This window comes from Pseudoduganella sp. R-34, from assembly GCF_049904655.1.
Classification (GTDB): Bacteria; Pseudomonadota; Gammaproteobacteria; order Burkholderiales; family Burkholderiaceae_D; genus Rugamonas.
Window position 1 is genome coordinate 1481623 of record NZ_CP184572.1, and the last position, 26170, is coordinate 1507792.

Below are 26170 nucleotides of genomic sequence, written 5' to 3' on the forward strand. Positions count from 1 at the left end.
CGAGCACTTCCGCCCGAGCCGGCATCAGAGCCGTTCCAGCTTGGCGACCGAGAGGTCGAGCACCTTCATGCCGAAGGAGCCGAAGTTGATTTGCGCGCGGCAGTTGGCGCCGCTGCCTTCGAGGTTGACGATTACGCCTTCGCCGAACTTGGCGTGAGCGACCGACTCGCCGATGCGCCAGCCGCCGGATGCACCGGAGCGCTCGTTCATGCGTGCAGCCAGGCGGTTGTCCGCGCTTGGCACGGAAGGCATTTCATCCCACGCCGACTTGCGCGAGCCGGTAGAGAACCAGTTGTTCTGCACGCGCGCCGTCAACCACTTCAACGATTCCTCCGGCAGTTCGTCGAAGAAGCGAGACTTCATGTTGTAGCGCGTCTGGCCGTGCAGCATGCGGGTCTGGCAGAACGACATGTACAGCCGCTTGCGCGCGCGCGTGATCGCGACGTACATCAGGCGACGCTCCTCTTCCACGCCGCCTTCTTCCTTCGAGCTGCTCTCGTGCGGGAACAGGCCTTCTTCCAGGCCGGTGATGAAGACGTTGTCGAATTCCAGACCCTTGGCCGAGTGCACAGTCATCAATTGCAGCGCATCCTGGCCTTCCTGCGCCTGGTTGTCGCCGGCTTCCAGCGAAGCGTGCGACAGGAAAGCTGACAGCGGCGACATCACGGTCGCCAGCGGAGCGTCTGCATCAATGATCTCGACACCATCGGCCACCACCACTTGCGCGCTCGCAGCTGCAGAGGCCTGCGGACCGAGGTGCGCAGGCGCGCCCTGGCCGAAGCCTTCCTCCGAAACGAACTGCGTTGCCGCGCTGACCATCTGCTCCAGGTTTTCGACGCGGTCGGCGCCTTCCTTCTCGTTTTGGTAATGCTGCAGCAGGCCGGAAGAATCCAGCGTGATCTTCACCAGTTCCGGCAGCGCCAGTTGCTGCGTCTCGAAACGCACGCCCTCAATCAGCTTGGTGAAGGCGGCCAGCGAGCTGCCAGCTTTGCCGACCATGTATGGCACGGCTGCATACAGCGAACAGTTGTAAGTAGCCGCTGCATTCTGCAGTTGCTCGATCGAGCGCGCACCGATGCCGCGCGCCGGGAAGTTCACCACGCGCAGGAAAGCCGAATCGTTGTGCGGATTGTCCATTAACTGCAAGTAGGCGATGGCATGCTTGACCTCAGCGCGCTGGAAGTAGCGCAGGCCGCCGTACACGTGGTAAGGCATGCCGGCCGAGAACAGCGCATGTTCGATCACGCGCGATTGCGCATTCGAGCGGTACAGGATCGCGATCTCGCGGCGCAGGGCGCCTTCGGCAATCAGCGACTTGGCTTCCTCGATGATCCATTGCGCTTCCTGCAGGTCCGAGCTCGCCTCGTACACGCGAACTTGCTCGCCGTGGCCGGCGTCAGTGCGCAAGTTCTTGCCCAGGCGGCGGCTGTTGTTCGAGATCAGCAGGTTGGCGGAATCCAGGATGTGGCCGTGCGAGCGGTAGTTCTGTTCCAGCTTGATCAGGTTCTTGACCTGGAACTCGCTTTCGAAGGCCTGCATATTGCCCACGTTGGCGCCACGGAAGGCGTAGATGCTCTGGTCATCGTCGCCCACCGCGAACAGCGCGCCGCCGAACGGCGAGGCGTGGCCCGCCATCAGCTTCAGCCAGGCGTACTGCAGGTTGTTCGTATCCTGGAACTCGTCGACCAGGATGTGGCGGAAGCGCTGCTGGTAATGCTGGCGCAGCGGCTCGTTGCGCGACAACAGTTCGTAGGTGCGCAGCAGCAGTTCGGCGAAATCCACCACGCCTTCGCGCTGGCACTGATCGTCGTAGAGCTGGTAAAGCTCGACCAGCTTGCGCTCCAGCGCGTCGTAGGCCTCCACCTGCGAGGCGCGCAATCCCTGGTCTTTGTTGTTGTTGATGAAGTACATCACCTGCTTCGGCGGGAACTTCTCGTCGTCGATATTGTTCGCTTTCAGCAGGCGCTTGATCATCGACAGCTGGTCCTGCGAATCGAGGATCTGGAAAGTCTGCGGCAGCGCAGCATCCTTGTAGTGGGTGCGCAGCAAGCGGTTGCACAGGCCGTGGAAAGTGCCGATCCACATGCCGCGTGTATTGATCGGCAACATGGCGCTCAAACGGGTGAGCATTTCCTTCGCCGCTTTATTGGTAAAGGTCACCGCCAGCACGCCGGCCGGAGAGACCTGGCCAGTCTGGATCAGCCACGCGATACGGGTGGTCAGCACGCGCGTTTTGCCCGATCCGGCGCCGGCCAGGATCAGGGCGTTTTGCGGTGGCAGGGTGACTGCTGCGAGTTGTTCGGGATTGAGGTTGTGGAGGAGATTTTGCATGCCGCCATTATACCGGCGGTGCGCTTGGAAGGTCGTCTGGCCGCCGCCATAGCTAGTTGGTTATGGCTTGGAGATTGATTGCCAGAGTGTTAGGCGTCATAATGATGTTTGTTAAAACGTCAATATGACATCGAATTCACGTTGTACCTCGCTTTGATTTGTTTATGACGCTTGCCTCCGCCACTTCGTTCAGCCTCTGGGCCGCCGCCAAATCTGGCCGTGCGGCTCGCGGTGGCGTTTGGGCCGCTGGCAGCGCCGCGTTCTGTGGCAAGAGCAAGCAGGTGCGGTATGCTGCTGGTCGCATGGGCGCTGACGCGGACGCACTGGTGGCCCTGCCTTCGTGGCAAGTTCATACGCGTTGCACAACCCTACATTCGAGCGGACGCGCTAAAGCGCACCGCTCAATTCCACGTTATGCGGCAATAGCATGAACCTGCAAGAGATTTCTGAACTGCTTAAGAACCATAGGGAATTCGAACTTCCCGACCTGGTCGTAGAACGTGCATTCATGCTAGCTCTGGTTGAGTGCGAAAACCCTCAGTTCCTCTTTGAAGTACCGGAGCCGTTTCGCTCAAGGATCGTAATATTCGGCCTTAGCGTTACAAATGAATGGTATGAGATATCGAGCGATGGTCGGCGGGACTATTCACACCATGCTCCGGCACTGCGCAAACTGGTAGAACAATTCGCGGCCATTTCGCGTTGAGACTAGAATGCAAACGAAAAATCGGCATAACAACAAGTTCCAGCGGACGCCTTGCAGCGCCGCTGAACAGTCACGTTGGGCTGTGTAATGGAGCTATCCGAATACTTTGAACAATTTGAACGGCGCCGGAACGTTGAAGTCGGGACCGGTTTCCCTGCCAACATCGCAGCGGAGATCGCCGCTGCACATTCCATTGGTTTGAGCCTTGAGAAACTTCAGCAATTTCTTGCCCGTCGTACTGAAATCACCAGCGTTGCCGTTGCTTTGAAAGGGCATACGCTCTCGGTAGAAAAAATTGAACGAATCCTTTCTACTCGTCGTAAGGGGCTAATCTATCCAAAAGACATTTTGGGAGCAGGATTTTCGAAAGACGAAATCTTGGAGAACTTCCATGCTGATTTGTGAGCGAACTGCCCAACAATTCATTCAACACGGACGCGCTGACGCGCGCCGGTTAATTCAAACACGTTGGGCTGCTGGATCGAAAACTAATGGATAACACCGACCGTAATCGTAAACGTGCGTGGAAAGTCGAACAGAAAATCCAGGCGCGAGCGTCCTTCCCGCTGAAAGACGAATTGATGGAGCAGCTCTTTTCTGCTGTCGATCAGGCGCTGGAAGCTGAAGGATGCGATCACACCCTCCGATTCACTGAGTCTTGGCTCGATCGCAGTGGCTTCGATCGGCAGGCCCCGATCGCCTGGCTCAAAGAACATGGCGGGTACTGCGACTGTGAAGTCATTGCGAACGCTTGCGATCACTGGGAGCAAAATCGGTGAACATTAGCTTTTCTATGCCCAACCCTTCCGTCAACCGAACCTCCGCATCGCTTCGCGCTGCTACGGCCGGTTACGTCCCACGTTGGGCCGCATGATGAAAGAAGAAGGGAAGCGCTGCGATGAATGCGGAAGCCCGTTCGTGGCAGCTCGTTCGCCGATGGCTTCGTTATGTGCCGAGTGTGCCTCGGCTCTGTACGGATATCCGGCATGCGAGCACCTATTTGAAAATGGTCGCTGCAAAACCTGTGGCTGGGACGGCAGTCGCTCCGAGTACGTGGGTGTTCTTCGCCCAACTGTTCATTCAACACGGACGCGCTGACGCGCGCCGGTTAATTCAACCACGTTGGGAGTTTTGAGTGCGTAAACTTATCGCCGGTATCGCGGCATTATTAACCACAAGCGCCGCTTCAGGTACTGCGCAGCCCGTTGGCTCGAAACAGATCAACTACCGCGGGGGCCTAGTCGAGTTTTCCATACCAGCGGCATGGGTCGAAGAGTATGAACCCGAGGGCGGCGGCACATTCTATGAGCCAGGCGACGGTACGGGCACGCTCAGGCTGAATGTCATTTCGGCGAAGCCACCGAATTCGGACGCAAAGTTGACGAGTGATCGAGTCCTTGCGCAGATCGGTCACCCCGCATCTGAAATCCTTCCGAACGGGAATGCCATTTCAACGAAGGTCTCAAGAGAAACCGAGCAAGGAACTCCGCCCATAACCTTTTGGTGGCACGTGGCGAATGTGGTGAGCCCAACGCACGTTCGAATCGCGAACTTCAGTTATACGATATTGAGCTCTAACGAAGGAACTGCGCTTACAAAATCAGAACTATCCTTTCTTGAGAAATCAATTCGAAACGCTAGTTTTAGTCCGGTGACTGGAAAGTGACCTATCCCAACTTTTCCATCAACACGGACGCGCTGGCGCGCGCCGGTTATGGCCCACGCTGGGAGAATCAATTGCGCGGTATTCTTGCAGTCCTGTTTATGGCCGTGCTTCCTTTAGCATCGGCGACTAAAGTTCAAGACATGCCTTTGAAAGACATGGTTCAAGGGGCAACGCAGATCGCAGTGGCAACGAGTGATTCTGTTTATGGGCGAACTGCTGACGGCTCGATCCTTCTGAAAGGGCAATTCCGAACCGGCCCTGGGCTGGGGAACGTCCTCGTGTCAAAAATGCGAATTGTTCGCGTGCTTCGCGGAAATGCTTTACGCAAAGGAGAGGTCCGCGACGTTGAGTTCTGGCCGGGGTGGCATATGGACACAGACTTGGCTGCAAAGTCGGATCACTATCCGGTAATTCTGATGCTAAAGGAATCCGAAGGTTCATTGGCCCCTGTTTTCCCGCCGGAGCCTTGGATCGATAGTCGTTTGGAAAAAGATGTTCTCGGCTTGTTGAAGGTCAAGAAATGAGTCATGCATACTTTTTTTGTCCCAACCCATCATTCCAGCGGACGCCTGCGGCGCCGTTGAATTCAACACGTTGGATTTCTGCCTAAATATGCCAGTTCTTTACACCCCTGATCATCCGCAATTTGAAATGCCGGATCTGCGCGAACTTGTGGAGAATCCTGGGTTCGCATCCGAAGCGACAACCCTTGGCGGGCTGCTTGAGGAGTACGAATCTTCTACTGGATTTTGCTTCGCACTTCATGATCCGCCAAAGTACTTCCGTTACTTTGGCAACGACTTCAAGCCCGAATTTATCTTGGTTGACATCCATGTGATGCGCAATGGAATTGAAATATGCCCCAAGCAAGCACTCGACTTTCCACTTGAGCCGAATGATGTTGTAGAAGCGGGAGTGTTAATTTGCTGAATTTCTACAATCGCAACACGTTTTGTTCCGACCATTTGTTCCAGCGGACGCCCGACGGTGCCGCTGAACAGCGACGTTATGCCTAAGATGATCCTGAACTGGGAACGCCCCTTATACAAATTGCATGCGGATTTGGCTGCTTCAACATCATCAGTTGCGGACGCCGACGTGCTGTTCGTGATCGATGGAATTGAGCGCTCGCTGCAAACAAACTGCGACAGCGCCGCTCAATACCTTTTTTTCGCAATCGCGCCTATCTGCCAAAGCAAACCATACCTGGAAAGTGCATTGCTCCCTATTGCGCTGCGTCCGCTATACGCTCTCGGCATCGAAACTGAGGCCGCCGTATCAGAATGGCTCAAAGACTTCCTCGCTCGAGGCAAACCGTACGTTGATTTATCGGAGAGCGGGCGTACCTGGCTTGAGCGCGCGGTGTCTAGTCCGAACACCTTTCAATCAGCCCTCTCCAAATTGGTCGTGTCAGGTGAGTGAGCCTCCTAAGCTGCATAACACTTCCGTCAACCGGACCGCTACATCGCTGCGCGCTGTAGCGTCCGGCTACGTCAAACGTTAGCCAATGAAGAACGCCAACGACTACTTTGAACTGATTGCAGCAACGGCTGATTTGGATGATCCGAGTGAGGTGGCTCTCGCTCAGAAGTTTATGATCGACGCGCTGTATCGGGTAACTGACGATTTACCACTTCAAGCCCGAGATGCCGCTGCAGTGGCAAATCGATTTTCGACCGGGGTGGCGACTGAGTCCGACCTTGAAAAAGAGCGAGTTCGCCTGTGGAATTCAATCAACGGGCGAGATATGTCTCAAGATGCTGATGTACTGCGTACTCGAACGGCAATTCATGTACTGTACCCGCCAAAGGCTCTCGACATGCGCGATACTCTGGCTTCCTTCTTGGGGTTCTGGTTTGGAAGTGGCCTGAGTGAATCTAAGCTTTCCGCTGTGCTTGCGAACGACTATGGGCTAACAATCAATTCCAGCGGATCGCCTGCGGCGCCCGCTGAATAATCACGTTGGGCCCAAGAGCAATGACTACCTCAGTACGTTCGTTAACAATGCGCTTCGCGCTTCGCGCTGCCGCGGCCGCAAAACTAGAGGACGGTTGGCTTTATCTGCCCTGCGACAAAAATCCTAGCCTTGATTCTGCTTGCCTATTGGTCGTTTCTGATTCAGATGATGACCCTCAGGCTATCGCAAGTGAACACGGGTTCCCTTCGGAGGGCTTGGACACGCCAACGATTGAGGACACGGTAAACGCTGCTCGGCAATTCCAAGACTCTCCGTCGGACGAACTCATGCTGGAGTCCTTTATTTATTATTGGCGCTTTGATGCATGGTTGCCTGAGCCTGGAGCACCGGAACCCCCTCCTTGGGAAGAAGCGAAGCTCAAGTGGGATAGAGAGTTTTTTGATTCATTGGGTGCCGAACGACCGACGGAGCCGTGCCATGCCGAGGGATGCCCGCGCGGTGCGATTCATCACAGCGTTCTTTGTTGGATACATCACTTCGAAATGATCAGGAAAGAACCATGTCCGTTTCTGGAGTAAGTATTTGCCCAACAATTTGCTCAACCGGACACGCCAATCGCTGCGCGTTTGTCGTGCCGGTTGGCACGGCACATTGGGCCAAACCTGAGCTCACGTCTGCTTTAGGCATATGAATACCCTCATGGATAAGATTGAAGACTACTCTAGGCTCCTTGAAGGCTACGACCGCGGCCTATATACCGACGGCGAAGTTGTGTCCGCAGCACTCGGGTTTCTTTTCGAGAGTGCAAATCGTGAAGCAATTTGGAAATCTCTGACTCCTGCTCACCGAGAAATAATGGAGCGACTCTTGCTTGAGTTCGATGAAGCTGACGAACCTTTTTCCATTCGAGGTGATCCACACCAACTGTGGCGTGAGTTGTCGATCTTAAAGCGGTGGCTTTCCGGAATCTGAACATGACGCTATTGCCCAACCTTACATTCGACCGGACCTGCGCGAAAAGCCGCGCAGTCCGGTGATCTTGCACGTTTAGAGAGTCGATGAAGATCTTCACCGTTCCGGACACAGAGACCCAAGCTTCGTTGCGCCGCCAGTTTCCTGAGTTCCAGGCAGTACTTGAGCATGAACCCCATTCGATGGGGCGATTTGGTATTTCGGTTTTTGATCACTGGCTTCGCGACGAAACCGAGTGGAATTTGATGGACTGCTATGACGGACCGGAGCGGATCGAACGCGATCGGAAGTTCCTGTCGCACTGGGAGGCTCTATTCGATGCTACTGACATTTATGCGGTTAGGTATCGCGGGCGCTGGCCACATAAGTCAAAGCTGGTGTTGAAGAAGTACCTCGATAAGGGCGGATTCCTTGAGCGCTGCCGTTTTGATCCCAGTAGGGCTCCTACTCAATTCGTCTTGCTGCCTGAGTATGATTGTATCTTGGTCGCCTCTTGGGACGACACCAACGTTGCCTTCTTCAACTCCAGAGAGCGTGCCGAACCACTTATCTCTCTTGCAAAAGACTGCGGATTGCATTGCCTTGAATTCGACGCTTAAGCCTAACCCACTAATCAACCGGACGGCGTCCGCGCTGCGCGCTCCAGCCGCCGATTATCGCTCGCGTTATGCCTGAAAAAACTTAGCTATGTGGCCCTTCAAAAAAAACACCTCCCAATAGAAACGCTCGACGATGATAATCACAAGTGGTCGATCGCCGAAACGACGGGAAACGGCGGTCCGATGATTGTCCGTTTCAACGAAACGGCAAAGTCGTGGGCTAAGCACCCAGCACTTGATATCCGCGTTGGCTTTGCCGTTCCTTTGAAGCAGGCAAATCCGGATGGGCTACCTGTCCCCGAAGAAAATCAGGAGCTCTCCCTCGTCGAAGACTCGATTCTCTCCCATGTCCGAAAGTTGGGGCCATCGGTTCAAGTCCTAGCCATTACAACCGGGACCTTTAAGGAATTCGTGTTCTACGTTGGCAACGCTGCAGGCATTGCCGATGTCCACAAACAAATCATGTCTGATGTAACTTCACATGAAGTTCAATGTGTAGCAGAGCGGGATCCAAAGTGGAGCGTCTATGACGTTTTTGCGAAATTCGCATAACAATTCCGTCAACCGGACTCACGGAAATGGCCAACTGGCGGCTGAGGGACACTATGAAAATGGTAAGGAGGTCGGCACCTGGAACTACTGGAACGCGACGGTCAAAAGGAGCAGTAATTGTTTTGGCCTTCTGCTCCAGCGGACGTGCTACAGCGGGCGATGCCCGCTTCCGCTCGCCGCTGAGCAATCACGGTCGAAGCGTCCTTCGAACACGTCACAGATTTGCTTGCGGAGAAAGGGCTTCTTGAACAGATTACGGCTGCGTATAGGCTTCTTGATGACGAGCGCTATTCAGTCCTCTGGCCAAATACGTTTCAAGGTGTATTTGAAATCGCATGATCAGTGATGGGAGCCGCGCGGCTTCACGCAGGGTCGTGGCTATCAGGTCTACTTATTCAAGGAGTTCGTATAATGCCCAACAATTCCGTTAATCGGACCCCAGCATCGTGCCGCGCTGCAACAGCCGGTCAAGTCCAACTTTAAGCATCATGAACATCTCTCGCAGTCGATTCGAACGATATCAATGTGCCGACTACCTCACTTCAGTCTGGAGCGTGGACGGTCTTTGGGATGAGGCTTCCTGCCTTTGGCTTCTGGAACCGTTATCTCAAATCGACGAAATCGGCGAGAGGGGCTTCTTACAAGTTGGACGTGCCGGTGTCGATGGAATTGGATTTGGATATCGGCTCGGGTATGAGGGATTCTGGGCGTATTACCCGATGGAAGATCACTTTGAGATTTTGTCTCCATCGATAACCGAGTTTGTAGAGGGGTGGCAAGCCGGTACGATTGCGGTATAGGCTCACTTTGCATTCCGGCCGACGCCTTCGGTGCGACCGAACCCACACGTTAAGTACGCAGGCCCTGAGGGGAAATTTTTAGGTTGAATATGAACGAATCACAAAGCACCACTGGACAGACATCCGCGAAGCAGCCCAACGCGGGCCTCTACGAAAAATTCATTCACGGTGAGTTTGGCCTTGCGAAAACATATTGGTTATTTGGAGTTCTTCCCAATTTCCTTGTCAACATTGCGCTACGTACTGTAGCGTCGGATGACTTGGCGTACTGGATTGGAGCCACGTTCCTGATCTATTTGTGTGTCTTGCTCGTGGCGCTTTGGAACGCGGGGCGGAAATACACTGGGTCCAAGATCTGGTCGGTCCTAGCCTTCCTTGTAGTATTGTCGGCAGTACTGCGGAGCATAGGTCCGGTTCTCAATATGGGAAAGAGCTAGCGCGAATGCCCAATCATTCAATCCGGCGGACGCCTGACGGTGAGGTTGAACCTGCGCGCCAGGCGTCATGCTTACTAGACCCGATATCATCCAACGGCGCTCGAGGCGACATGGACGGCGCCTGCCACTCGAAGCCTGTTTCTGGACGAATCGACCTTGAGCAAAAGTACGCTGAAGCCATACTGGCGTCTTGGGTTCCACGACATATTCGTAAGTCGTATATTCGTGACGCAAAAAAACGAAACGTCCCAACAATGCCGCCGGCCGCCGTCCTCGGGATGGCTGAACGGTTATGTTGTTATGATCTAGAAAGAGCCTCTTATGAGTCAGTTCCAACGGTTGAAAACGTTATTCATGATCCTGCTAATGAGTACTTCGTTACAGGGATGCGTGGGCCTTGTTCAGTATGGAGAAAAGACAACGCAAACTGAGATGCCGAGCGTTTCACTCAGTGCAAAGTCTCCATCCGCTAATCCGCCTGCAATCTCTCCAGGAACTGATAAGCAAGACGGTCGCTGGATTTCGACACCGACCACCAGCTGGATGCGGGAAAACTGGGGTAAGCCGACACGCGTGAAGGCAGTTTCAGAAGAACCGAAAGCCGAACTATGGACTTACGAGTTCGACACAATTTGGGGTGGAGTGATGCCTATTTTCTTGGTCCTGCCAATCCCACTTCGTGCGCCCACTGGCAAGGAAAAAATCGAGTTCTTGCTACAAGACGATCGAGTTATCCGTGCCACCGTGACGCAAGCTACTTACCAGTATGGCGGTGTTTTCCTCTTTTCCCCAGAGGGCCCATTTGTCAGGTCATTCCGTTGAAGGGTAAGGGGTTCTAATGCCGATCTTTACAGAAGGACGGTTCACGCAGGTAAGGAAAGGCCTCGGTCGTTTCTTGTTCAGCCCAGGCCCGATCGAACTCGCAAGAAGGAGGAAGAGAGATCTTGAGCGGGAACGGTCCACGCTCACTGCAAGTGCTAGTCCTGACGAACACGCTCAGCTCAGCGCGCTGATTGACTTTGAAGAGGAGTTCATCCGTTCTATGTCGGAGCGAGCGGCTGAAATAAGGAAGCGGGACTATTCGGTCAGCGCAAAAGGCATTCTTCAACTCTTGGGGTTGTCCGTGCTCGTGCTTTTCGTCGTCGTTTGGCTAAGGTGATTGTCATCCACGTCAGGAGGCAGGCATCAAAACTTTCGTGATAATTCTATGCGTCGTCGTGTTGATGCCCACCTCTGTGCGGCTCGACGCCTGGCGGCGGAGAAGAAGGATTGAGCGTGCGTTCCAGGGCCGCGAATCCCTCACGCCCGAGACGTTCTATGAAACGTATTTTCTGAAGAAGGGCTTTCCACTTTCTGTGGTGGCTGGCGTGCGAGACGTGCTCGAAACGCAGCTTTCTGCAGACTTGTCTCGGCTTGTAGATACCGACGATTTTTCTAAGAACCTGAGTTTCTTTTGGTCCTTTGACTCGATGGCGGACGTGGAAGTGGTGTGTGCGTTGGAAGAACGGTTTCACATTGAGATCTCGGACGACGAAGCCTTGAACGCCCACACGGTTGAAGACATTGTAAGTCTTGTACATAAAAAAACTGGAGTACAGGGGCAACCGTGAGCCATGGTACATTCCGATCTCAAACTTTCTAACCAGCGCACGCTAGGGCCTCAGTTATGTCTTCCGAAAGATTATCGTTTTCCTGTGTCAACGACACATTGATGGTTGCACGCGTCAGCGGTCAACGTTGGGGAGAGATTAATTTTCAGGCTGCCGACCGTCAGTTGGATATCTACTTGATTTACGCTCCTTACGGGCGCGAACCTGTTCCTTTATCGGAGCGGGAAATGGAAATCGTGGAGTGGGTGCTTGAGAACTCCGAAGAAATTGGCCACTCGATTGTTGATGCGGTTCATAGCAACTGCGCAGAGTTGCTGGCCACCAGTTCATCTACGCGAAAACACGACAATCCATTGCCCAACATTCAGTCAAGGGAAGAGGTGCTACGTCATATTAGTCTCAATGCGATATATATCCATCACTTGCCAGATGTGCCTGGTACGATCATTGGTGCGGAACTGGGCTGCACGTGGGACCGCTGGGGCGTTGGTGTGTTGTTGTCGGGAAGTACGGTGCTTCGCGTTGGTTCTCTCGAAACGGCGTTCTCTGAGACGCTGGCGCGGCAATATGCCAGCGAACCATCTGGGACCAAGGCTTCGGACTGACCTGCGGCTGACCAGGGAAGCGTATGCGGGTTAAGGAAATGATTCATCCGGGCAGCGTAGTGCGCCAGTTCTCCGAGGCGGAGGCGAGCCAGCTTGCCGACGACTGGCTCGCGGTATTTGGCAAGAACCGGCAAGGCGCCAACACAAAGGCGTACCTCTGGCATGTCTTCAGCGCCGCGCGCTATCCGAGTATTGCCGGCGCCGAAGCAATTCAACAATACGAGCAACAGGCGGGCATGGAGTTCGTCGTCCTGTCGAACGATCGCAAATTGGCCTTTGTTACCGATTTGCTCCCCAAGTCATCGTCGCTTGCCGACTACTATGTGTTCCCGCCAAACCTCGCGTGGACCATGGCATTCACGCACGAAGACGGCTGGCTGGGCCCGTACTTTGCGCGCCATCCTGACTTTGTGAAACTGGATGCTGAAAATCAGTTCAAGCTGGAGAAGCGACGCCAGGCCGAGGCGGCGCGTCGGAAAGGATGGGCCTAAGGGTTTTATGATCGGGGGGAATGAGCGCATTCAAGGCTTGCCAGTAGCGGCGGCGCGGATGGGGCGGACCCTTGGGTCTGACCCTGGGTTACCGGGTTTGCACTTTTGGGATGAGACAACTGCGGTCGCGGCGATCATGCGGCCTGTGCGCCAGCCTGACTTTTGCACTCTTTCGATTTTCAAACCAGAACCGGTAATTCAGGGTCAGACCCAAGGGGCAGACCCGATACGCGACGGTCGCTGACTTCGGTATTCCCCATGAAATTGCAGATCTCAACCTTACTGTTCTTAGCTCTCATGACGAATACTTTTGCCGCCGAAGTTGGGCGGCCTGGTGAGCTTCTCGGATGCTGGGGCGGTAGTGAGGCTGAGACTCGTTTCAGCGATGGCGTGGTGCAGCGAACTACTACGGAGTGCACGCGCTTCTACTCGGATTCGGAAATTTTCGTGACCTGCGCTGGGCCAAATCCAGGCCAACCTCATGGCTCACACTCGAGTACCAGGTGGAATCTGCGTCAACATACACGCAGCAGCCTCGAAGAGGCAGCCATATGGCGCAGTCGGTAGGGTATTTGCGTCCGAACGAGTTCTCGATTGATGGCGACCTTCTCAGCGTTACCAGCTATCCGGACGCCACTGGCCGGAGCGGGCGATCAATCACGCAGATGACTGCCCGGTTCAAACGTATATCTGGCGTGAACGCGCCAAGTGAATGTGTGCTCGAGAGGTTTATTGACCTGGCGCCGCTCCCGGCAGCGCCGGCTCGCCAAAAATAGCCTTATAAGCGGCGTATACCGAGCATTGGATGACCATGACGAGTACCATCAGCGACGATTGCAGCACTGCCATGCCCAGCAGGGTCTTGCCGAGCAGGAGCAGCACCACATTAGTCAGCAGCATCACAATCGCCACCCAGCATACGAAATACAGCAGGAAGGCACGCAGCGCTCGCCAGACGGCAAAGAAGCTGTAGAACAGCGCTTTGCCGACCCGCATTTGCTGCCAGAAGATTAGCGGCGCGGCGAACAGCATCGCCATGCTGAGCGGCAGCGACAGCAGGAAGATCACAAACATGGCCCAGCCGAAGTTGCCGTTGGCAGCCGCGGCCGCTGCTGCTGCATCCGGCTTTGCCTGCTGCTCCGCCAGCTGGCGCATCGTGTCCATGCCGACCACGGACGCAAACAGCATGGCCAGCAGGGCCAGCACCAGGACGAACAGCGCCCCCAGTCCGGCCAGGCGCGGGAAAATCGGTTTCTGGAAGACCGGGCGCAGCATTTCCGGCGTCAGGCTTTGCTTGCGATCGGCGGCGGCGCAGGCCTGCACGAAGACTGCGGTGAATACCGGCGCCAGGATCATTGGCAGCCATTGCCCCAGCAGGGGAATAATTCCCAGCACCACACCCGCCACCAGGTAGGCCAGCATCAATAGCATCAGCCCGCCGGGCTGTTTGCGGAAGATGGCGAAGCCTTCGCGAATCCAGGCGACGCCTGCGCTGGCGGGGATGTTACTCATTTAATACAACTCCGGGGCCGGAACGGCAATGCGTGTGCGCAGGATGCGCTCAAAGTGGGTCGGGTCGTGCGGCGTCAGCATTTCGGCGGCGCGCGGCAAATAAAAATCGTACAGGCGCGACAGCCAGAAGCGCAAGGAGCCGGCACGCAGCAGGGCCGGCCACAGCGAATGCTCGGTGGCGGTGAAAGGCCGCACCGCGTGGTAGGCGTCCAGCATGGCGCGCACGCGTGCTTCGTCGAGGGCGCCGGTCGCCAGGTCGATGCACCAGTCGTTGACGGTCACTGCGACGTCGAACAGCCAGCTATCGCAGCCGGCAAAGTAGAAGTCGAAGAAACCGGTCAGGCGCTCGCCGTCGAACATCACGTTGTCGCGGAACAGGTCGGCGTGCACCGGGCCGCGCTGCAGGGCGTGGTAGTCGTCGGAGGCGTGCAGCGCTTCCTGGAACTTCATTTCATCGTGCAGCAGGTGGGCTTGTTCCAGCGCCAGGTGCGGCAGCACGGCGGCGGTGGCTTCGCGCCACCATGGCAAGCCGCGCAGGTTGGGCTGCTGCAGGGCGAAGTCCTGGGCGGCCAGGTGCATGCGCGCCAGCATGGCGCCGACGGCAGCGCAGTGCACCGGTTGCGGCGCCATTTGCGGCTTGCCTTCCAGCTTGGAGACGATGGCGGCCGGCTTGCCGTGCAGCGGCACGCAAAGTTCGCCCTGGTCGTTGGGGACGGGCGCCGGCACCAGCACGCCGTGGTCGGCCAGGTGGCGCATCAGCTGCAGGTAGAACGGCAGCTGCTCGAACGTCAGGTTTTCAAAAATCGTGAGCACGAACTCGCCGCGCTCGGTAGTCAGGAAAAAATTGCTGTTCTCGATGCCGGACGCGATGCCTTTCAGCGCGAGGGCTTTGCCAAGGGGGAATTGCTTGATCCAATGGCCGACATCTTCCAGTGAGACCGGGGTAAAAACTGCCATGAGAAACCAGGTTAAGTGTTCGTACGGGGCGCGCGCTTACTTGGTCGGCGCGGCCGGCTGGGCTGGCGGTGGAGGTGGCGGCGGGCCGTCTTCCTTTTCCGCTTCCTCGGCAGAGCGTTTCTTCTTCTTGCTGAGGAGGTCGAACTCCAGCACAGTCCACTGCGGGCCACGGTTGGCCGAGCCGGCTGCATCGCCGGGCAGTGCGCTGCCAGCCGGGGTATTCGGCTTGACGGTATACGTGCTTCCGCCGCTCTTGACCTTGGCTTCGGTCACGCGGCCACCTTCGCGCTTTTCCACAATCTTGGTTTCCCGGCCCGGCTTGGCCGTGACGGTGACCGGATTGTCCACTTCCTCGATGCGTTCCAGTTGCTGCGGCTGGGGCGGGGCAGACTGCGCCAGGGCGCCGGAAGCCAGCAGGACTAGGGGGAGGGCAAGCCAGGAAGTGTGGGCGCGCATGATGGGATTTCGTTCAATTTATTGGTTTGACCATTGTATCAAATGCCCTCCTGTCCCGTTGTAAAACTCTGCGATAATGGAATATTGAGATTTACACCACTCCCCCGCTATGCAAAAGACCCTGTTGCTGGTCGATGGTTCCAGCTACCTGTACCGTGCCTTCCATGCCTTGCCTGACCTGCGCAGTGCCGAAGGCTATCCAACCGGCGCCATGCACGGCATGGTCAATATGCTGCGCCGCCTGCGCGCCGATTTCCCGGCTGCCTACATTGCCTGCGTCTTCGATGCCAAGGGCAAGACTTTCCGGGACGATATGTATCCCGACTATAAGGCGACCCGGGCGCCGATGCCGGACGACCTGCGCCTGCAGATCGAGCCTATCCACGAAGCGGTGCGTGCCATGGGCTGGCCGATCCTGATGGTGGAGGGGGTGGAAGCGGACGACGTGATCGGCACCCTGTCGGTGCAGGCTGAGCAGGCCGGCCTGGACGTGGTGATTTCCACCGGCGACAAGGACCTGGCCCAGCTGGTGACGCCGAAAGTCATGCTGATCAACACCATGACCAATGAAAAGCTGGACGAGGCGGGTGTGCTGGCCAAGTTCGGCGTGCCGCCGAACCGCATCATCGATTACCTGACCCTGATCGGCGATACCGTCGACAACGTGCCGGGCGTGGCCAAGTGCGGCCCGAAAACCGCGCTGAAGTGGCTGCAGGAGTACGACAGCCTGGCCGGCATCATGGAAAACGCCGACAAGATCGGCGGCGTGGTGGGCGGCAACCTGCGCGCGGCGCTGGAATGGCTGCCGAAGGGGCGCGAGCTGATTACCGTGAAGACCGATTGCGACCTGTCGGCGCACATGATGTCGATTTCGGAATCGCTGGGCGCCAAGGATGAAGACCGCGAACAGCTGGTCGCCTTCTTCACCAAGTACGGCTTCAAGACCCTGCTGCGCGAGCTGTCCGGCCTGACCCCGGCCGCGCCGGCACCGGGCAGTGCTGCCGCTGCCGTGCCGGCACCGGGCGCCACGGCCGACCTGTTTGCCGCGCCGCCGGCGACCATCAGCTACGAAACCGTGCTGACCGAAGAGCAGTTGGAAGCATGGCTGGCGCGCATCGATGCCGCCGCGCTGACCGCGCTCGATACCGAAACCACTTCGCTGGAACCGATGTTGGCCGAAATGGTCGGCATTTCGCTGTCCACCGAGCCTGGCATTGCCTGCTACATTCCGCTGGCGCACCGTTACCCTGACGCGCCGCAGCAGCTGCAGCGCGACTGGGTGCTGTCGAAGCTGAAGCCCTGGCTGGAAGACGGCAGCAAGCCGAAACTGGGCCAGAACCTGAAGTACGACGCGCACGTCTTCGCCAACCACGGCGTGACCCTGCGCGGCATCGTGCACGACACGCTGCTGCAATCGTACGTGTTCGAGTCGCACCGCACCCACGACATGGACAGCCTGGCGCTGCGCCACCTGAACCACAAGGCCATCGCTTACGAAGAAGTGTGCGGCAAGGGCGCCAGCCAGATCGGCTTCGACCAGGTTGAAATCGGCCGCGCCACCGAGTACGCGGCGGAAGATGCCGACATCACGCTGCGCCTGCACCTGGCCATGCACGGCCAGGTCTCCGGCGACGAAGGCCTGACCCGCATCTACAACACCATCGAGCTGCCGACCGCCGTGGTGCTGCAGAAGATCGAGCGCAACGGCGTGTTGATTGATGCCGCCCTGCTGGCGACCCAGTCCAACGAACTGGGGGCGCGCATCCTGGAACTGGAGCAGAAAGCCTACGAGCTGGCAGGGCAGCCGTTCAACCTCGGCTCGCCCAAGCAGATCGGCGAGATCTTCTTCACCAAGCTGGAACTGCCGGTGGTGAAAAAGACCCCGAGCGGCGCGCCATCGACCGATGAGGAAGTGCTGCAAAAGCTGGCGGAAGATTATCCGCTGCCGAAAGTGCTGCTGGAATACCGCGGCATGGCCAAGCTCAAGTCGACCTATACCGACAAGCTGCCAAAGATGATCAACAGGCTGACCGGCCGCGTGCATACCAACTATGCCCAAGCGGTGGCGATCACAGGCCGCCTGGCGTCCAACGATCCCAACCTGCAGAACATTCCGGTGCGTACCGCCGAAGGCCGCCGCATCCGCGAAGCATTCATCGCGCCGCCTGGCGCGCACATCGTGTCGGCCGACTACTCGCAGATCGAGCTGCGCATCATGGCCCATATTTCAGGCGATGAAGCGATGCTGCGCGCCTTCCACGAAGGCGAAGACATCCACCGCGCCACCGCCGCCGAGATCTTCGGCGTGGCGCCAGCCGATGTGCAGCCGGAGCAGCGCCGTTATGCCAAGGTGATCAATTTCGGCCTGATCTACGGCATGAGCGCCTTCGGCCTGGCGGCAAACCTTGGCATCGACCGCACCGCCGCGCAGAACTACATTGACCGCTATTTCGCCCGCTTTGCCGGCGTCAAGCGCTACATGGACGAAACCCGCGCCGAAGCCAAGGCGCAAGGTTATGTGCAGACCGTGTTCGGCCGCCGCTTGTGGCTGCCGGAGATCAACTCGCCAAATGGCCCGCGCCGCCAGGGCGCCGAACGCGCGGCGATCAATGCGCCGATGCAGGGCACGGCGGCGGACCTGATCAAGCTGGCCATGATCGCGGTGCAGGACTGGATCGAGCGCGAAGGACTGGCGACCAAGATGATCATGCAGGTGCATGACGAGCTGGTGCTGGAAGTGCCGGACGCCGAACTGGCCTTGGTCAAGGACATGCTGCCGAAGCTGATGGCCGGCGTGGCCGAACTCAAGGTGCCGCTGGTGGCCGAAGTGGGCGTTGGCTGCAACTGGGAAGAAGCCCACTAAGCCGACTGGTAGCCCTCGAGCCGTTGTTTTGCCTGTGCCATTTCCTGTGGGGCTGACAGAATTTGGCAATCGGGTTGACAATTTTTGTCATATCAGGCTGCTGCAATTGTCATTCAATTAATATTCCCAACAATTAAACCGCATGCAGGATTTGCAAAACGACGCCAAAGCGCTGATTGGCCCAGCAGAAGGCATGGATCGCCGCGATTTCATCAAGGCTGCCTTGGGCACCGGTTTCGCCACCGCTGTGATGCCGGTGCAGGCGCAAACCGTGATCAGCACGGATACCACGGGCCTGACTGCCGGCACCATCCAGATCCAGGTCGGCGGGCAAACCGTCCCGGTCTACCGCGCCCAGCCGGAAGGCAAGACCAGGCTGCCCGTGATTCTTGTTGTTTCTGAAATTTTCGGCGTCCACCAGCACATTGCCGACGTGACGCGCCGCCTGGCCAAGGCGGGATACCTGGCGCTGGCGCCGGACCTGTTCGTGCGCCAGGGTGACGCAAGCCGCGAGCAATCCATCGCTGACCTGATGGCTAACATCGTCCGCAAGACCCCCGATGCTGACGTGATGGGCGATCTGGATGCCGTTGTGGAGTGGGCGCACACTAACGGCGGCGATGCCAGCCGGCTGGGTATCACCGGCTTTTGCTACGGCGGCCGCATCACCTGGCTGTACAGCCACCACAACCCGCAAGTCAAAGCCGGCGTCGCCTGGTATGGCCGCCTGGTGGGGGAACGCACTGCCGCCTGGCCCGCGCTGCCGGTCGACATTGCGCCAACCCTGAAAGTGCCGGTACTGGGGCTGTACGGCGGCAAGGACCAGGGCATCACGCTTGCTTCGGTGGAGCAGATGCGCGCCGCCCTGGCGCAAGGAAGCGGCAAATCCACCATCCACGTCTATCCCGATGCCCCGCACGGCTTCAACGCAGACTACCGTCCGGAATATCGCCCGGACGCGGCGCAGGATGGCTGGCAGCGCACGCTAGCGTGGTTCCAGGCCCACGGCGTGGCCTAAGTTAGCGAAAAATGCTGCAGGGCGGTAAAATGCCCGGTTTGCACGCGAAGGAAGCACCATCGACCCCGTCCTGACCTCCATCCTGCTGGCCACCACGATTGCCGGCGTTGCCAGTATCACGGCAGCGGCGGTGTTTTCGTTCGCCCTGCTGTCGAAGGTGGTCGAAAAGATGGTCAGCCTGTCGGTCGGCATCATGCTGTCGACCTCGCTGCTGCACGCGCTGCCGGAAGCGTTTGAATCGGGCACCGACCCGCGCCACCTGTTCGGTGCGCTGCTGGCCGGCCTGCTGGCCTTCTTCCTGCTTGAAAAGCTGGCAATCTTGCGCCATTCGCACCATCACGAGCATGACGGCCACCACCACCATCACGGCCACGACAAGGCGGAAGCCGGCCGTGCAGGCTGGATGATCCTGCTGGGCGACGGCATGCACAATTTCACCGATGGCATCCTGATCGCGGCGGCCTTCCTGGCCAACCCGCAGCTTGGCATCGTCACTGGGGTAGCCATCATCGCCCATGAAATCCCGCAGGAAATCGGCGATTTCATCGTGCTGCTCAATGCCGGCTTTTCACGCACCCGGGCCTATGTCTACAACCTGCTGTGCAGCCTGTTGTCCGTCGCCGGCGGGGTGCTTGGCTACTACACGCTGGACAAAGCTACCAACCTGATCCCCTTCGTGCTGGTGTTTGCCTCATCGGGTTTCATCTATATCGCGGTCAGCGACTTGATGCCGCAAATGCAACGCCGCGCCACCATGCGCGAAACCATCCCCCAAGTTGTCTTAATTGCACTTGGTGTTGTAATTGTGCTTTTCCTGACCGCCGGTGCGCACAATACGCACTGATTAGTTACGTGCGGGCATCATTTTTGCTACGCTACGGGGGATAGGAGATCCACATGCAAGAAACTTCGACCGAACACCACACTGCCGATGCCCTGATGGCTGCGTTCCAACGCGGCGCCGGGGTGCAACCGAACTGGCAACTCACGCCAGAATTCATGGAAATGCTGGGAAAACTGGTCGGTACCTCGATCAGCGGTGCGCATAGCCTGCTGCTGAATCGCGCTGAGCTCAAGCGCAATATCCACGCCGACGCAACGGTCGTCGTCGTACGCAACAACAATCCCCTGAAGTTCCTGCCTGACAGCCAGGCTGCCAAGACCCAGATGCTGCGCAAGAAAATGCCTGGCTTCATGGGCCCGGTGGAAGCGCTGGAAGATGCCTTTGCCGACCTCTCCGCCCACCAGGCCTGCGTCAAAGCCGGCATGGAGGGCGCCGTGGCGGAAGCGTTGACGCGCCTTTCGCCGAAAGCGGTCGAGGAGCAGCAGAAGCGCAGCGTGCTGGGCACGGTGCTGCCGATGGCGCGCAAGGCCGCCCTGTGGGATAGCTACCGCGCCCGGCATGCAGACCTGGCCAAGGCCTGCGAGTCCAACTTCAACGGCACGCTGGGCGATGCTTTCCTGAGCGCCTATGAGCGCCGCCAGGACGAGATGGAATAAGGGAGTCAGCCATGGCCGATATGCCCCAGCGCATTGCGCTCAGCGTCGCGGAGGTTTCCTCCGTCGGCGGACGTGCATCCAACCAGGATGCCATTGGCCGTGCCGAGCGCGGTGAACTGGTGTGCTTCGTGGTCTCCGACGGCGCGGGCGGCCATGAGGGAGGCGAAATCGCCTCCCAGATCGTGGTGCAGGCGGTTTTGTCCAACTTTGGCGCGCGGCCCGACTTCAGCGCCGACGCCACGCCGGCCATGGTGGCCGAAGCGGCTATTGCGGTGGCCCGCAGCAAGAGGGAGCGCCCGGCGCTGCAGGGCATGAGCGCCACGGTGGCGCTGGCGCTGGTCGATCGTGCCGGCGCCCAGGCGACGTGGGCGCATATGGGCGACACCCGCATCTACCTGTTCCGCCGCGGGCGCCTGCTGCATGCCACGCGCGACCACAGCATGGTGCAGCAGATGATCGACGCCGGCCTGGCCGCGGGCGCCGACCCGCGCAGCCATCCCAAGCGCAATGTGCTGTATGCTGCCATTGGCACTGAGAACGAAGTGCAGCCGTCCGTGATGCCGCCGATGGCGCTGCGCGCGGGCGACGCGATCCTGATCTGCACCGACGGCCTGTGGGAATGGGTCGCCGAGCCGCAGATGGAGTTGTTGCTGGCGAAAGCGGGCAGCGCGCAGGAATGGCTGTCCGCCATCTGCACCCTGGCCGACGAGCGCGCGGGCCTGGTGCACAAGGCCCGCGATAATTTCAGCGCGCAGGCAATTTTTATCGGTGAAGCTCCATGAACAAAGCAGTCGAACTGCCTAACAGCCTGCCAATCGGCACCCGCGTCGCGGAATTCGAGATCCGCGAAGTGATCGGTGAAGGCGGTTTCGGCATCGTCTACCTCGCCTTCGACCACTCGCTGCAACGCACGGTGGCCATCAAGGAATACATGCCGTCGGCGTTGGCCGCGCGCGCAACCGATCATACGGTGACGGTGCGCTCCAAGCGCCATGCGGAAGCGTTCGAAGCCGGCCTGCGCAGCTTCATCAACGAAGCGCGCCTGCTGGCGCAATTCGACCACCCGGCGCTGGTCAAGGTGTACCGCTTCTGGGAATCGAACGGCACGGCGTACATGGCCATGCGCTATTACGAAGGGCGCACGTTCAAGGCGGTGGTTCGCGACAATCCCGAGCTGGTGAACGAGGCCTGGCTCAAGCGCCTGCTGCAGCCGGTGCTTGGCGCGCTGGAAGCGCTGTACGCGGCCAAGATCCTGCACCGCGACGTTTCGCCGGAAAACATCATGATCCAGCCCGACGGCCAGCCGGTGCTGCTCGACTTCGGCGCGGCGCGCCAGATCGTGCAGGACATGGCACAGTCGCTGACCGTGATCCTGAAGCCGGGCTTTGCGCCGGTCGAACAGTATGCCGATGACGAATCGATGCGCCAAGGCCCGTGGACCGATATCTATTCTCTGTCGGCCGTAATGTACGCCGCCATCACAGGCAAGGCGCCGCCGGCAGCGGTGGCGCGCATGCTGAATGACCCGATCGAGCCGCTGGCGATCAGCGGGCGCGAAGGCTACAGCAACCAGTTCCTGGAAGCGATCGACCGCGGCATGGCCGTGCGTCCGGAAATCCGGCCGCAATCGATCGCCGAATTTTCCTCGCTGCTTGGTTTTGACGCTGCTGCGCCGGCCGCGGCGCCCGCCGCCGAGGGCAGCAATGCAGCAGCCGACGCCGCTGCCGACGGCGCAAATGCCAGCGCCGCCGGCGACGCCAGCGCAGCGCCAGAGAGTGCGCCGCGCCGCCATCGTTCGCGCTCGGCCCGCAATGCCGAGAAAGGCGGGCCGGCAGCAAGCGAAGCCAGCGCCAGTTCAAGCCCGAGCGCCAGTTCGCCGTTCGACTCCGGCTCGCGCTCGAGCCGCAACAAGACCAGCAGCAAATCGGGCAGCAAGTCGGGCCGGCAGGCAATGCCGGTCGCACGCAGCTCGCGCCCGTCAAACAATATGATCGCTGGCGGCCTTGTCGTGCTGGCTTTGCTCGTTGGCGGCATTTCGTGGCTGGCCGACGGCAGCCCGGTCAAGCCGGCCGCGCCGGAAGTAGCCAGCGCGCAGGTGCCGGCCGCTGGCAGTGCCGGCAGCGAAGCGCCGGCCAGCGCAGCATCGGCCGGCACAGAATCGGCCAGCGCGATTGCCGCAGCCAGCACGCCGCCTGCCGAGCCACAGCTTGCAGTTGCCGGCAGCAGCACTAATGCAGCGTCGACCTCCGGCGCCGCGCCTGTCGCGGCACAGGCGGCATCGGCCGGCGCAGCGCCAGGCGCTGCAGCCGCGAGTGCAGAAGCTGCCGCGCCGACTACCGGCACGCTCAGCATCGCTGTGCAGCCCTGGGCTACAATCTACGTCGACGGCGTCCAGAAAGGCATCACACCGCCTTTGAAGAAACTGACGCTGCCGCTGGGCGAGCACGAAGTGCGCCTCGAGAACCCCAACTTCCAAGCCTATGTCCAGAAAGTCAACGTGGACGCCAGGAAGCCGGTCACCATCAAGCATGACTTTGCACAATGAAGAATAAGATTTTCCTGATCGCCGCCGCACTGGTGCTGGCCGGCTGCGAATCCTTCGGGCCACTGCACGACAAGCCGGCGCACCCACCTGCGACGGCCAAGGAAGCGGCGCCGACGCCGGTCAAGAAGGCCAGCCCGCCCCCTCCGCCAGCGGAGCCTGAAGTGCCCGATGCGCGCAAGGCGCTCAACGCGGGCATCGAGATGTACAAGGCCGGCAATTTCAACGGCGCGATCAAGCAGCTCACCGGGCCGGAACTGGCCAATGCGGAAAAGCCGCTGCAGGTGGAAGCGCTCAAGTACACCGCCTTCAGCTACTGCGTCACCAACCGCACCACGCTGTGCCGCCAGCAGTTCGCCAAGGCCTTCAAGCTGGACAGGTCCTTCGACCTGAGCCCGGGCGAAAAAGGCCATCCTCTGTGGACGCCTTCTTTCGAACGCGCCCGTAAGGAAGCCGCAAAAAAAAAGTAGTTGCTAATGAACGACGCGCAATGACGGGGTGTGACGCAGCAAGTTCATGATCTCTTCATCCCGGAAGCCATTCTGCTTCAGGAAGATCCAGGCATGAATGCTGCCTGCCTCCACGTTGATGCGCATGGCAATCTGGACGATGTCCTGGGTCTCGAATTGCGCGGCCGCCAATTCTGTTCTGATTTTCATATTTTTGCTCTCGCAACAAGTTCGTTATCCCCGACGAACTCCCAAGAACATAGTCACACGTTCCCATGCAAATTTCCAACGAAAAGCGAGCTGTTGCGGCAAGCACGCCACGTTGTAATACACTTGTCATAATCTTTCCATAGGCTGGCATCATGATTTGGACAATGTTGAATACCTGGTACGCCCAGCGTCTCATGCAGCGCTCGCGGCACGGCAAGGCGCTCAAGGAACTACCGCCCGGCCTTTACAATTACTGGAAAAGCAGCGCACGTCTCGAATACCACGGCATCCCGACGGATGCCGTTTTTTTTGCCCGATCCGCGATTGGCCTGCTCGACTTTTTCGAATGCGCCGCACAGGGCCAGACGCCATGCGCCTTGCCCTCCAAGGCCGCTGACTCGGTCTGGCATGCCTGGCTGCGCCTATCCCCGCTCAAGCTGGAAGCGTTCTGCCGCAAGCACTTTGGCCGCGTGGTGCCGCACGTGGAAGGTTCTGCCATGGGCGGCAACCTGGATGAAGCGCTGGCGGTCTGCCTGGTAAGGGCGCGCCATGCGGAAGGACTGAACCGCGAAGGACCGCGGCTGCCGTCGCTCTTCCTGTTGGACAAGAAGCTGAAAATGCCGCTTGGCTACGGCTACTCGGTCAAGCACGGACAGCCGGGATACAGCCAGCTCGACGCGCGGGGCCGGTTCGACCCAAACATCAGCTGCCCACCGCAGATGGCTGCCGCCGGCTTGCTGACAGCGGGCCTGATCACGACCGCACAGTTCAACGACTTCGAGCAACGCGCCCGGCAGCAGGTCACGGGCAGCAGTGACAGCAGCGGCAGCAGTTGCGGCTCCGGCTGCGGCAGTTCGGTCGACTGCAGCGATGCCTCAAGTTCCAGTTGCGACAGCGGTGGCAGCAGCTGCGGCAGCAGTTGTGGCAGCAGCTGCGGCGGAGGCGGCGACTAACGCTACGCTCGAGCCCGTGTCACACCCTGGGGTCACACCCCAAGTGTGACACGGCCTCGGCTGTTCACGCAGATGAGGCCGTGTCACTGTCGGGGTGTGACCCCATGGTGTGACACGAGCTGGGCCGTGGGATTTCAGGCGGGGCCGGTGGCGACGGGGCGGGTGCTGTCGGCGCACCATTCGGACCAGGAGCCGGGGTACAGCGCGGCACCTGGCAGGCCGGCGATTTCCAGTGCGAGCAGGTTGTGGCAGGCGGTGACGCCGGAGCCGCATTGCATCACGGCGCTGGCCGGCGCGCCGACTATCTGCTGCAGTTCCTGTTTCAGCACTGCGGGCTCTTTGAAGCGGCCGTCGGCTTGCAGGTTGTCCTTGAAGAAGCGGTTGCGCGCGCCGGGGATATGGCCGCCTACCGGGTCGATCGTTTCGTTCTCGCCGCGGAAGCGGTCGTTGGCGCGGGCGTCGACGACTTGCAGGCGTTTCGTGTCGAGATTTTCAAGCAGCTCGCCGACCGTTGCCGTGCGCGTCAGCGTTGCCTTGTCGGCGAGCTTGCCGCGCGGGCGCTCGGTGATCGTCGTCACCAGGGGCTGGCCGGCGGCGCTCCACGCTGCCAGGCCGCCATCGAGCACCGCTACCGCGCCATGCCCGACCCAGCGCAGCAGCCACCACAGGCGCGCTGCGTACATGCCGCCGTGTGCATCGTAGGCGACGACTTGCGTGTCGTCGTTGATGCCCCAGCGGCGCAGGGTTTCCAGCAGCGCTGCGCGTTCCGGCAGCGGATGGCGGCCGCGGAACACGCCTTCGGCGTCCTTCTTGGGGCCCGACAGGTCGGTGTCGATATTGGCGAATTGGGCGTTCTGGATGTGGCCTTCGGCAAAGGCATCGCGGCCGAAAGCGGGATTCATCAGGTCGTGGCGGCAGTCGAGGATGACCCATTGCGGGTCGTCCAGGTGCTGCGCAAGGGTGTTGGCGTCAATCAGGGTGGTATGCATGCAGTTTCCTTCAGTGTCGCTGGCAATGCTGGCG

General features: G+C 59.1%; 30 protein-coding genes. 24 read left to right on the forward strand and 6 right to left on the reverse strand.

Features of this window, described 5'->3' with window-relative positions; all coding sequences use genetic code 11:
- Nucleotides 1-24: 24 nt before the first annotated feature.
- A complete protein-coding gene (locus tag ACN9MW_RS06890; RefSeq protein ID WP_426169018.1) occupies nt 25-2331 on the reverse strand; it encodes a UvrD-helicase domain-containing protein in 2307 nt (768 codons plus the stop codon).
- A 427-nt stretch (nt 2332-2758) separates the two neighbouring features.
- Here ACN9MW_RS06890 and ACN9MW_RS06895 point away from each other — a divergent pair, with 427 nt between their 5' ends.
- The 16 genes from ACN9MW_RS06895 (at nt 2759) to ACN9MW_RS06970 (ending at nt 12687) form a co-directional block, all read left to right on the forward strand.
- A complete protein-coding gene (locus ACN9MW_RS06895; protein ID WP_426169020.1) occupies nt 2759-3037 on the forward strand; it encodes a hypothetical protein in 279 nt (92 codons plus the stop codon).
- A gap of 87 nt (nt 3038-3124) precedes the next feature.
- Complete coding sequence (locus ACN9MW_RS06900; RefSeq protein ID WP_426169022.1) at nt 3125-3442, forward strand: hypothetical protein; 318 nt, start codon at nt 3125-3127, stop codon at nt 3440-3442.
- A gap of 86 nt (nt 3443-3528) precedes the next feature.
- Complete coding sequence (locus ACN9MW_RS06905) at nt 3529-3816, forward strand: DUF2695 domain-containing protein (protein ID WP_426169025.1); 288 nt, start codon at nt 3529-3531, stop codon at nt 3814-3816.
- 356 nt (nt 3817-4172) lie between these two features.
- Nucleotides 4173-4703 carry a hypothetical protein gene (locus ACN9MW_RS06910; RefSeq protein ID WP_426169027.1) on the forward strand — a complete coding sequence of 177 codons (531 nt, stop codon included), beginning with the start codon at nt 4173-4175 and terminating at the stop codon, nt 4701-4703.
- Nucleotides 4700-5227: a hypothetical protein gene (locus tag ACN9MW_RS06915; protein ID WP_426169030.1), complete on the forward strand. Its 528-nt coding sequence runs from the start codon at nt 4700-4702 to the stop codon at nt 5225-5227. Before ACN9MW_RS06910 ends, ACN9MW_RS06915 begins: the two co-directional genes overlap by 4 nt.
- A 16-nt stretch (nt 5228-5243) precedes the next feature.
- Nucleotides 5244-5633 (forward strand): MoaD/ThiS family protein, encoded by a 390-nt coding sequence (locus ACN9MW_RS06920; protein WP_426169033.1) that lies wholly within the window; start codon nt 5244-5246, stop codon nt 5631-5633.
- 78 nt (nt 5634-5711) lie between these two features.
- The gene (locus ACN9MW_RS06925) at nt 5712-6125 is read left to right on the forward strand and encodes a hypothetical protein (protein WP_426169035.1); all 414 of its coding nucleotides are present in this window, start codon (nt 5712-5714) and stop codon (nt 6123-6125) included.
- Between the two features lie 85 nt (nt 6126-6210).
- Entirely contained in the window at nt 6211-6660 is a 450-nt protein-coding gene (locus tag ACN9MW_RS06930; RefSeq protein ID WP_426169037.1) for a hypothetical protein, read from the forward strand.
- Between the two features lie 20 nt (nt 6661-6680).
- On the forward strand, nt 6681-7199 hold the full coding sequence (locus tag ACN9MW_RS06935) for a DUF7716 domain-containing protein (protein ID WP_426169040.1): 519 nt from the start codon (nt 6681-6683) through the stop codon (nt 7197-7199).
- 121 nt (nt 7200-7320) lie between these two features.
- Nucleotides 7321-7593 (forward strand): hypothetical protein, encoded by a 273-nt coding sequence (locus ACN9MW_RS06940; protein WP_426169042.1) that lies wholly within the window; start codon nt 7321-7323, stop codon nt 7591-7593.
- Between the two features lie 86 nt (nt 7594-7679).
- Nucleotides 7680-8192, forward strand: a complete 513-nt coding sequence (locus ACN9MW_RS06945; protein WP_426169045.1) for a hypothetical protein — start codon at nt 7680-7682, stop codon at nt 8190-8192.
- 90 nt (nt 8193-8282) lie between these two features.
- On the forward strand, nt 8283-8744 hold the full coding sequence (locus tag ACN9MW_RS06950) for a DUF695 domain-containing protein (RefSeq protein ID WP_426169047.1): 462 nt from the start codon (nt 8283-8285) through the stop codon (nt 8742-8744).
- 1558 nt (nt 8745-10302) lie between these two features.
- A complete protein-coding gene (locus ACN9MW_RS06955; protein ID WP_426169050.1) occupies nt 10303-10803 on the forward strand; it encodes a hypothetical protein in 501 nt (166 codons plus the stop codon).
- Nucleotides 10804-11204: 401 nt separating this feature from the next.
- Nucleotides 11205-11591 carry an acyl carrier protein gene (locus tag ACN9MW_RS06960; protein ID WP_426172133.1) on the forward strand — a complete coding sequence of 129 codons (387 nt, stop codon included), beginning with the start codon at nt 11205-11207 and terminating at the stop codon, nt 11589-11591.
- A gap of 101 nt (nt 11592-11692) precedes the next feature.
- Entirely contained in the window at nt 11693-12196 is a 504-nt protein-coding gene (locus ACN9MW_RS06965) for a DUF6985 domain-containing protein (protein WP_426169053.1), read from the forward strand.
- A 38-nt stretch (nt 12197-12234) separates the two neighbouring features.
- Nucleotides 12235-12687 carry a DUF4275 family protein gene (locus ACN9MW_RS06970; protein WP_426169056.1) on the forward strand — a complete coding sequence of 151 codons (453 nt, stop codon included), beginning with the start codon at nt 12235-12237 and terminating at the stop codon, nt 12685-12687.
- Nucleotides 12688-13416: 729 nt separating this feature from the next.
- On the opposite strand, the gene ACN9MW_RS06975 is transcribed toward ACN9MW_RS06970, so the two are convergent.
- From ACN9MW_RS06975 to ACN9MW_RS06985, 3 genes are read right to left on the reverse strand one after another with little or no spacing between them, the layout of a single operon-like run.
- Nucleotides 13417-14199: a BPSS1780 family membrane protein gene (locus tag ACN9MW_RS06975; RefSeq protein WP_426169058.1), complete on the reverse strand. Its 783-nt coding sequence runs from the start codon at nt 14197-14199 to the stop codon at nt 13417-13419.
- Entirely contained in the window at nt 14200-15156 is a 957-nt protein-coding gene (locus ACN9MW_RS06980) for a homoserine kinase (protein WP_426169061.1), read from the reverse strand. It abuts the gene before it with no gap.
- Between the two features lie 36 nt (nt 15157-15192).
- A complete protein-coding gene (locus tag ACN9MW_RS06985) occupies nt 15193-15612 on the reverse strand; it encodes a hypothetical protein (protein WP_426169063.1) in 420 nt (139 codons plus the stop codon).
- Nucleotides 15613-15721: 109 nt separating this feature from the next.
- Here ACN9MW_RS06985 and polA point away from each other — a divergent pair, with 109 nt between their 5' ends.
- The 7 genes from polA to ACN9MW_RS07020 all read left to right on the forward strand — a co-directional run bounded on the left by polA (nt 15722) and on the right by ACN9MW_RS07020 (nt 24005).
- Nucleotides 15722-18475, forward strand: coding sequence for a DNA polymerase I (gene polA / locus ACN9MW_RS06990; RefSeq protein WP_426169065.1), 2754 nt, complete (start codon nt 15722-15724; stop codon nt 18473-18475).
- 142 nt (nt 18476-18617) lie between these two features.
- Nucleotides 18618-19493 (forward strand): dienelactone hydrolase family protein, encoded by an 876-nt coding sequence (locus ACN9MW_RS06995; protein ID WP_426169068.1) that lies wholly within the window; start codon nt 18618-18620, stop codon nt 19491-19493.
- Nucleotides 19494-19623: 130 nt separating this feature from the next.
- Complete coding sequence (locus ACN9MW_RS07000) at nt 19624-20337, forward strand: ZIP family metal transporter (protein WP_426169071.1); 714 nt, start codon at nt 19624-19626, stop codon at nt 20335-20337.
- Nucleotides 20338-20390: 53 nt separating this feature from the next.
- Nucleotides 20391-20993, forward strand: coding sequence for a type VI secretion system-associated FHA domain protein TagH (gene tagH, locus ACN9MW_RS07005; protein ID WP_426169073.1), 603 nt, complete (start codon nt 20391-20393; stop codon nt 20991-20993).
- Between the two features lie 11 nt (nt 20994-21004).
- The gene (locus tag ACN9MW_RS07010) at nt 21005-21775 is read left to right on the forward strand and encodes a PP2C family protein-serine/threonine phosphatase (RefSeq protein ID WP_426169075.1); all 771 of its coding nucleotides are present in this window, start codon (nt 21005-21007) and stop codon (nt 21773-21775) included.
- The gene (locus ACN9MW_RS07015) at nt 21772-23538 is read left to right on the forward strand and encodes a serine/threonine-protein kinase (protein ID WP_426169077.1); all 1767 of its coding nucleotides are present in this window, start codon (nt 21772-21774) and stop codon (nt 23536-23538) included. Before ACN9MW_RS07010 ends, ACN9MW_RS07015 begins: the two co-directional genes overlap by 4 nt.
- Nucleotides 23535-24005 (forward strand): TssQ family T6SS-associated lipoprotein, encoded by a 471-nt coding sequence (locus ACN9MW_RS07020; RefSeq protein WP_426169080.1) that lies wholly within the window; start codon nt 23535-23537, stop codon nt 24003-24005. Before ACN9MW_RS07015 ends, ACN9MW_RS07020 begins: the two co-directional genes overlap by 4 nt.
- A 3-nt stretch (nt 24006-24008) precedes the next feature.
- Here ACN9MW_RS07020 and ACN9MW_RS07025 read toward each other — a convergent pair whose 3' ends face one another.
- Nucleotides 24009-24194, reverse strand: a complete 186-nt coding sequence (locus ACN9MW_RS07025) for a hypothetical protein (protein ID WP_426169083.1) — start codon at nt 24192-24194, stop codon at nt 24009-24011.
- Between the two features lie 152 nt (nt 24195-24346).
- Between ACN9MW_RS07025 and ACN9MW_RS07030 the strand changes: the two genes are divergently transcribed.
- Nucleotides 24347-25147 carry a hypothetical protein gene (locus ACN9MW_RS07030; protein ID WP_426169086.1) on the forward strand — a complete coding sequence of 267 codons (801 nt, stop codon included), beginning with the start codon at nt 24347-24349 and terminating at the stop codon, nt 25145-25147.
- A 134-nt stretch (nt 25148-25281) separates the two neighbouring features.
- On the opposite strand, the gene ACN9MW_RS07035 is transcribed toward ACN9MW_RS07030, so the two are convergent.
- Nucleotides 25282-26136 carry a sulfurtransferase gene (locus tag ACN9MW_RS07035; RefSeq protein WP_426169088.1) on the reverse strand — a complete coding sequence of 285 codons (855 nt, stop codon included), beginning with the start codon at nt 26134-26136 and terminating at the stop codon, nt 25282-25284.
- Nucleotides 26137-26170: the final 34 nt, after the last annotated feature.

What these genes read in the sequence shown, in the direction of transcription:
- ACN9MW_RS06965 (WP_426169053.1), top strand. Translation starts at nt 11,693, where the DNA reads ATGGTTGCACGCGTCAGCGGTCAACGTTGGGGAGAGATTAATTTTCAG.
- ACN9MW_RS06930 (WP_426169037.1), top strand. Translation starts at nt 6,211, where the DNA reads ATGAAGAACGCCAACGACTACTTTGAACTGATTGCAGCAACGGCTGAT.
- ACN9MW_RS06970 (WP_426169056.1), top strand. Translation starts at nt 12,235, where the DNA reads ATGATTCATCCGGGCAGCGTAGTGCGCCAGTTCTCCGAGGCGGAGGCG.
- ACN9MW_RS07035 (WP_426169088.1), bottom strand. Translation starts at nt 26,136, where the DNA reads ATGCATACCACCCTGATTGACGCCAACACCCTTGCGCAGCACCTGGAC.
- ACN9MW_RS07010 (WP_426169075.1), top strand. Translation starts at nt 21,005, where the DNA reads ATGGCCGATATGCCCCAGCGCATTGCGCTCAGCGTCGCGGAGGTTTCC.
- ACN9MW_RS06945 (WP_426169045.1), top strand. Translation starts at nt 7,680, where the DNA reads ATGAAGATCTTCACCGTTCCGGACACAGAGACCCAAGCTTCGTTGCGC.
- ACN9MW_RS06995 (WP_426169068.1), top strand. Translation starts at nt 18,618, where the DNA reads ATGCAGGATTTGCAAAACGACGCCAAAGCGCTGATTGGCCCAGCAGAA.
- ACN9MW_RS06935 (WP_426169040.1), top strand. Translation starts at nt 6,681, where the DNA reads ATGACTACCTCAGTACGTTCGTTAACAATGCGCTTCGCGCTTCGCGCT.
- ACN9MW_RS06900 (WP_426169022.1), top strand. Translation starts at nt 3,125, where the DNA reads ATGGAGCTATCCGAATACTTTGAACAATTTGAACGGCGCCGGAACGTT.
- ACN9MW_RS06980 (WP_426169061.1), bottom strand. Translation starts at nt 15,156, where the DNA reads ATGGCAGTTTTTACCCCGGTCTCACTGGAAGATGTCGGCCATTGGATC.
- polA (WP_426169065.1), top strand. Translation starts at nt 15,722, where the DNA reads ATGCAAAAGACCCTGTTGCTGGTCGATGGTTCCAGCTACCTGTACCGT.
- ACN9MW_RS07025 (WP_426169083.1), bottom strand. Translation starts at nt 24,194, where the DNA reads ATGAAAATCAGAACAGAATTGGCGGCCGCGCAATTCGAGACCCAGGAC.
- ACN9MW_RS06985 (WP_426169063.1), bottom strand. Translation starts at nt 15,612, where the DNA reads ATGCGCGCCCACACTTCCTGGCTTGCCCTCCCCCTAGTCCTGCTGGCT.
- ACN9MW_RS07015 (WP_426169077.1), top strand. Translation starts at nt 21,772, where the DNA reads ATGAACAAAGCAGTCGAACTGCCTAACAGCCTGCCAATCGGCACCCGC.
- ACN9MW_RS06895 (WP_426169020.1), top strand. Translation starts at nt 2,759, where the DNA reads ATGAACCTGCAAGAGATTTCTGAACTGCTTAAGAACCATAGGGAATTC.
- ACN9MW_RS06975 (WP_426169058.1), bottom strand. Translation starts at nt 14,199, where the DNA reads ATGAGTAACATCCCCGCCAGCGCAGGCGTCGCCTGGATTCGCGAAGGC.
- ACN9MW_RS06890 (WP_426169018.1), bottom strand. Translation starts at nt 2,331, where the DNA reads ATGCAAAATCTCCTCCACAACCTCAATCCCGAACAACTCGCAGCAGTC.
- ACN9MW_RS07020 (WP_426169080.1), top strand. Translation starts at nt 23,535, where the DNA reads ATGAAGAATAAGATTTTCCTGATCGCCGCCGCACTGGTGCTGGCCGGC.
- ACN9MW_RS07030 (WP_426169086.1), top strand. Translation starts at nt 24,347, where the DNA reads ATGATTTGGACAATGTTGAATACCTGGTACGCCCAGCGTCTCATGCAG.
- ACN9MW_RS06955 (WP_426169050.1), top strand. Translation starts at nt 10,303, where the DNA reads ATGAGTCAGTTCCAACGGTTGAAAACGTTATTCATGATCCTGCTAATG.
- ACN9MW_RS06960 (WP_426172133.1), top strand. Translation starts at nt 11,205, where the DNA reads ATGCCCACCTCTGTGCGGCTCGACGCCTGGCGGCGGAGAAGAAGGATT.
- tagH (WP_426169073.1), top strand. Translation starts at nt 20,391, where the DNA reads ATGCAAGAAACTTCGACCGAACACCACACTGCCGATGCCCTGATGGCT.
- ACN9MW_RS06925 (WP_426169035.1), top strand. Translation starts at nt 5,712, where the DNA reads ATGCCTAAGATGATCCTGAACTGGGAACGCCCCTTATACAAATTGCAT.
- ACN9MW_RS06940 (WP_426169042.1), top strand. Translation starts at nt 7,321, where the DNA reads ATGGATAAGATTGAAGACTACTCTAGGCTCCTTGAAGGCTACGACCGC.
- ACN9MW_RS06905 (WP_426169025.1), top strand. Translation starts at nt 3,529, where the DNA reads ATGGATAACACCGACCGTAATCGTAAACGTGCGTGGAAAGTCGAACAG.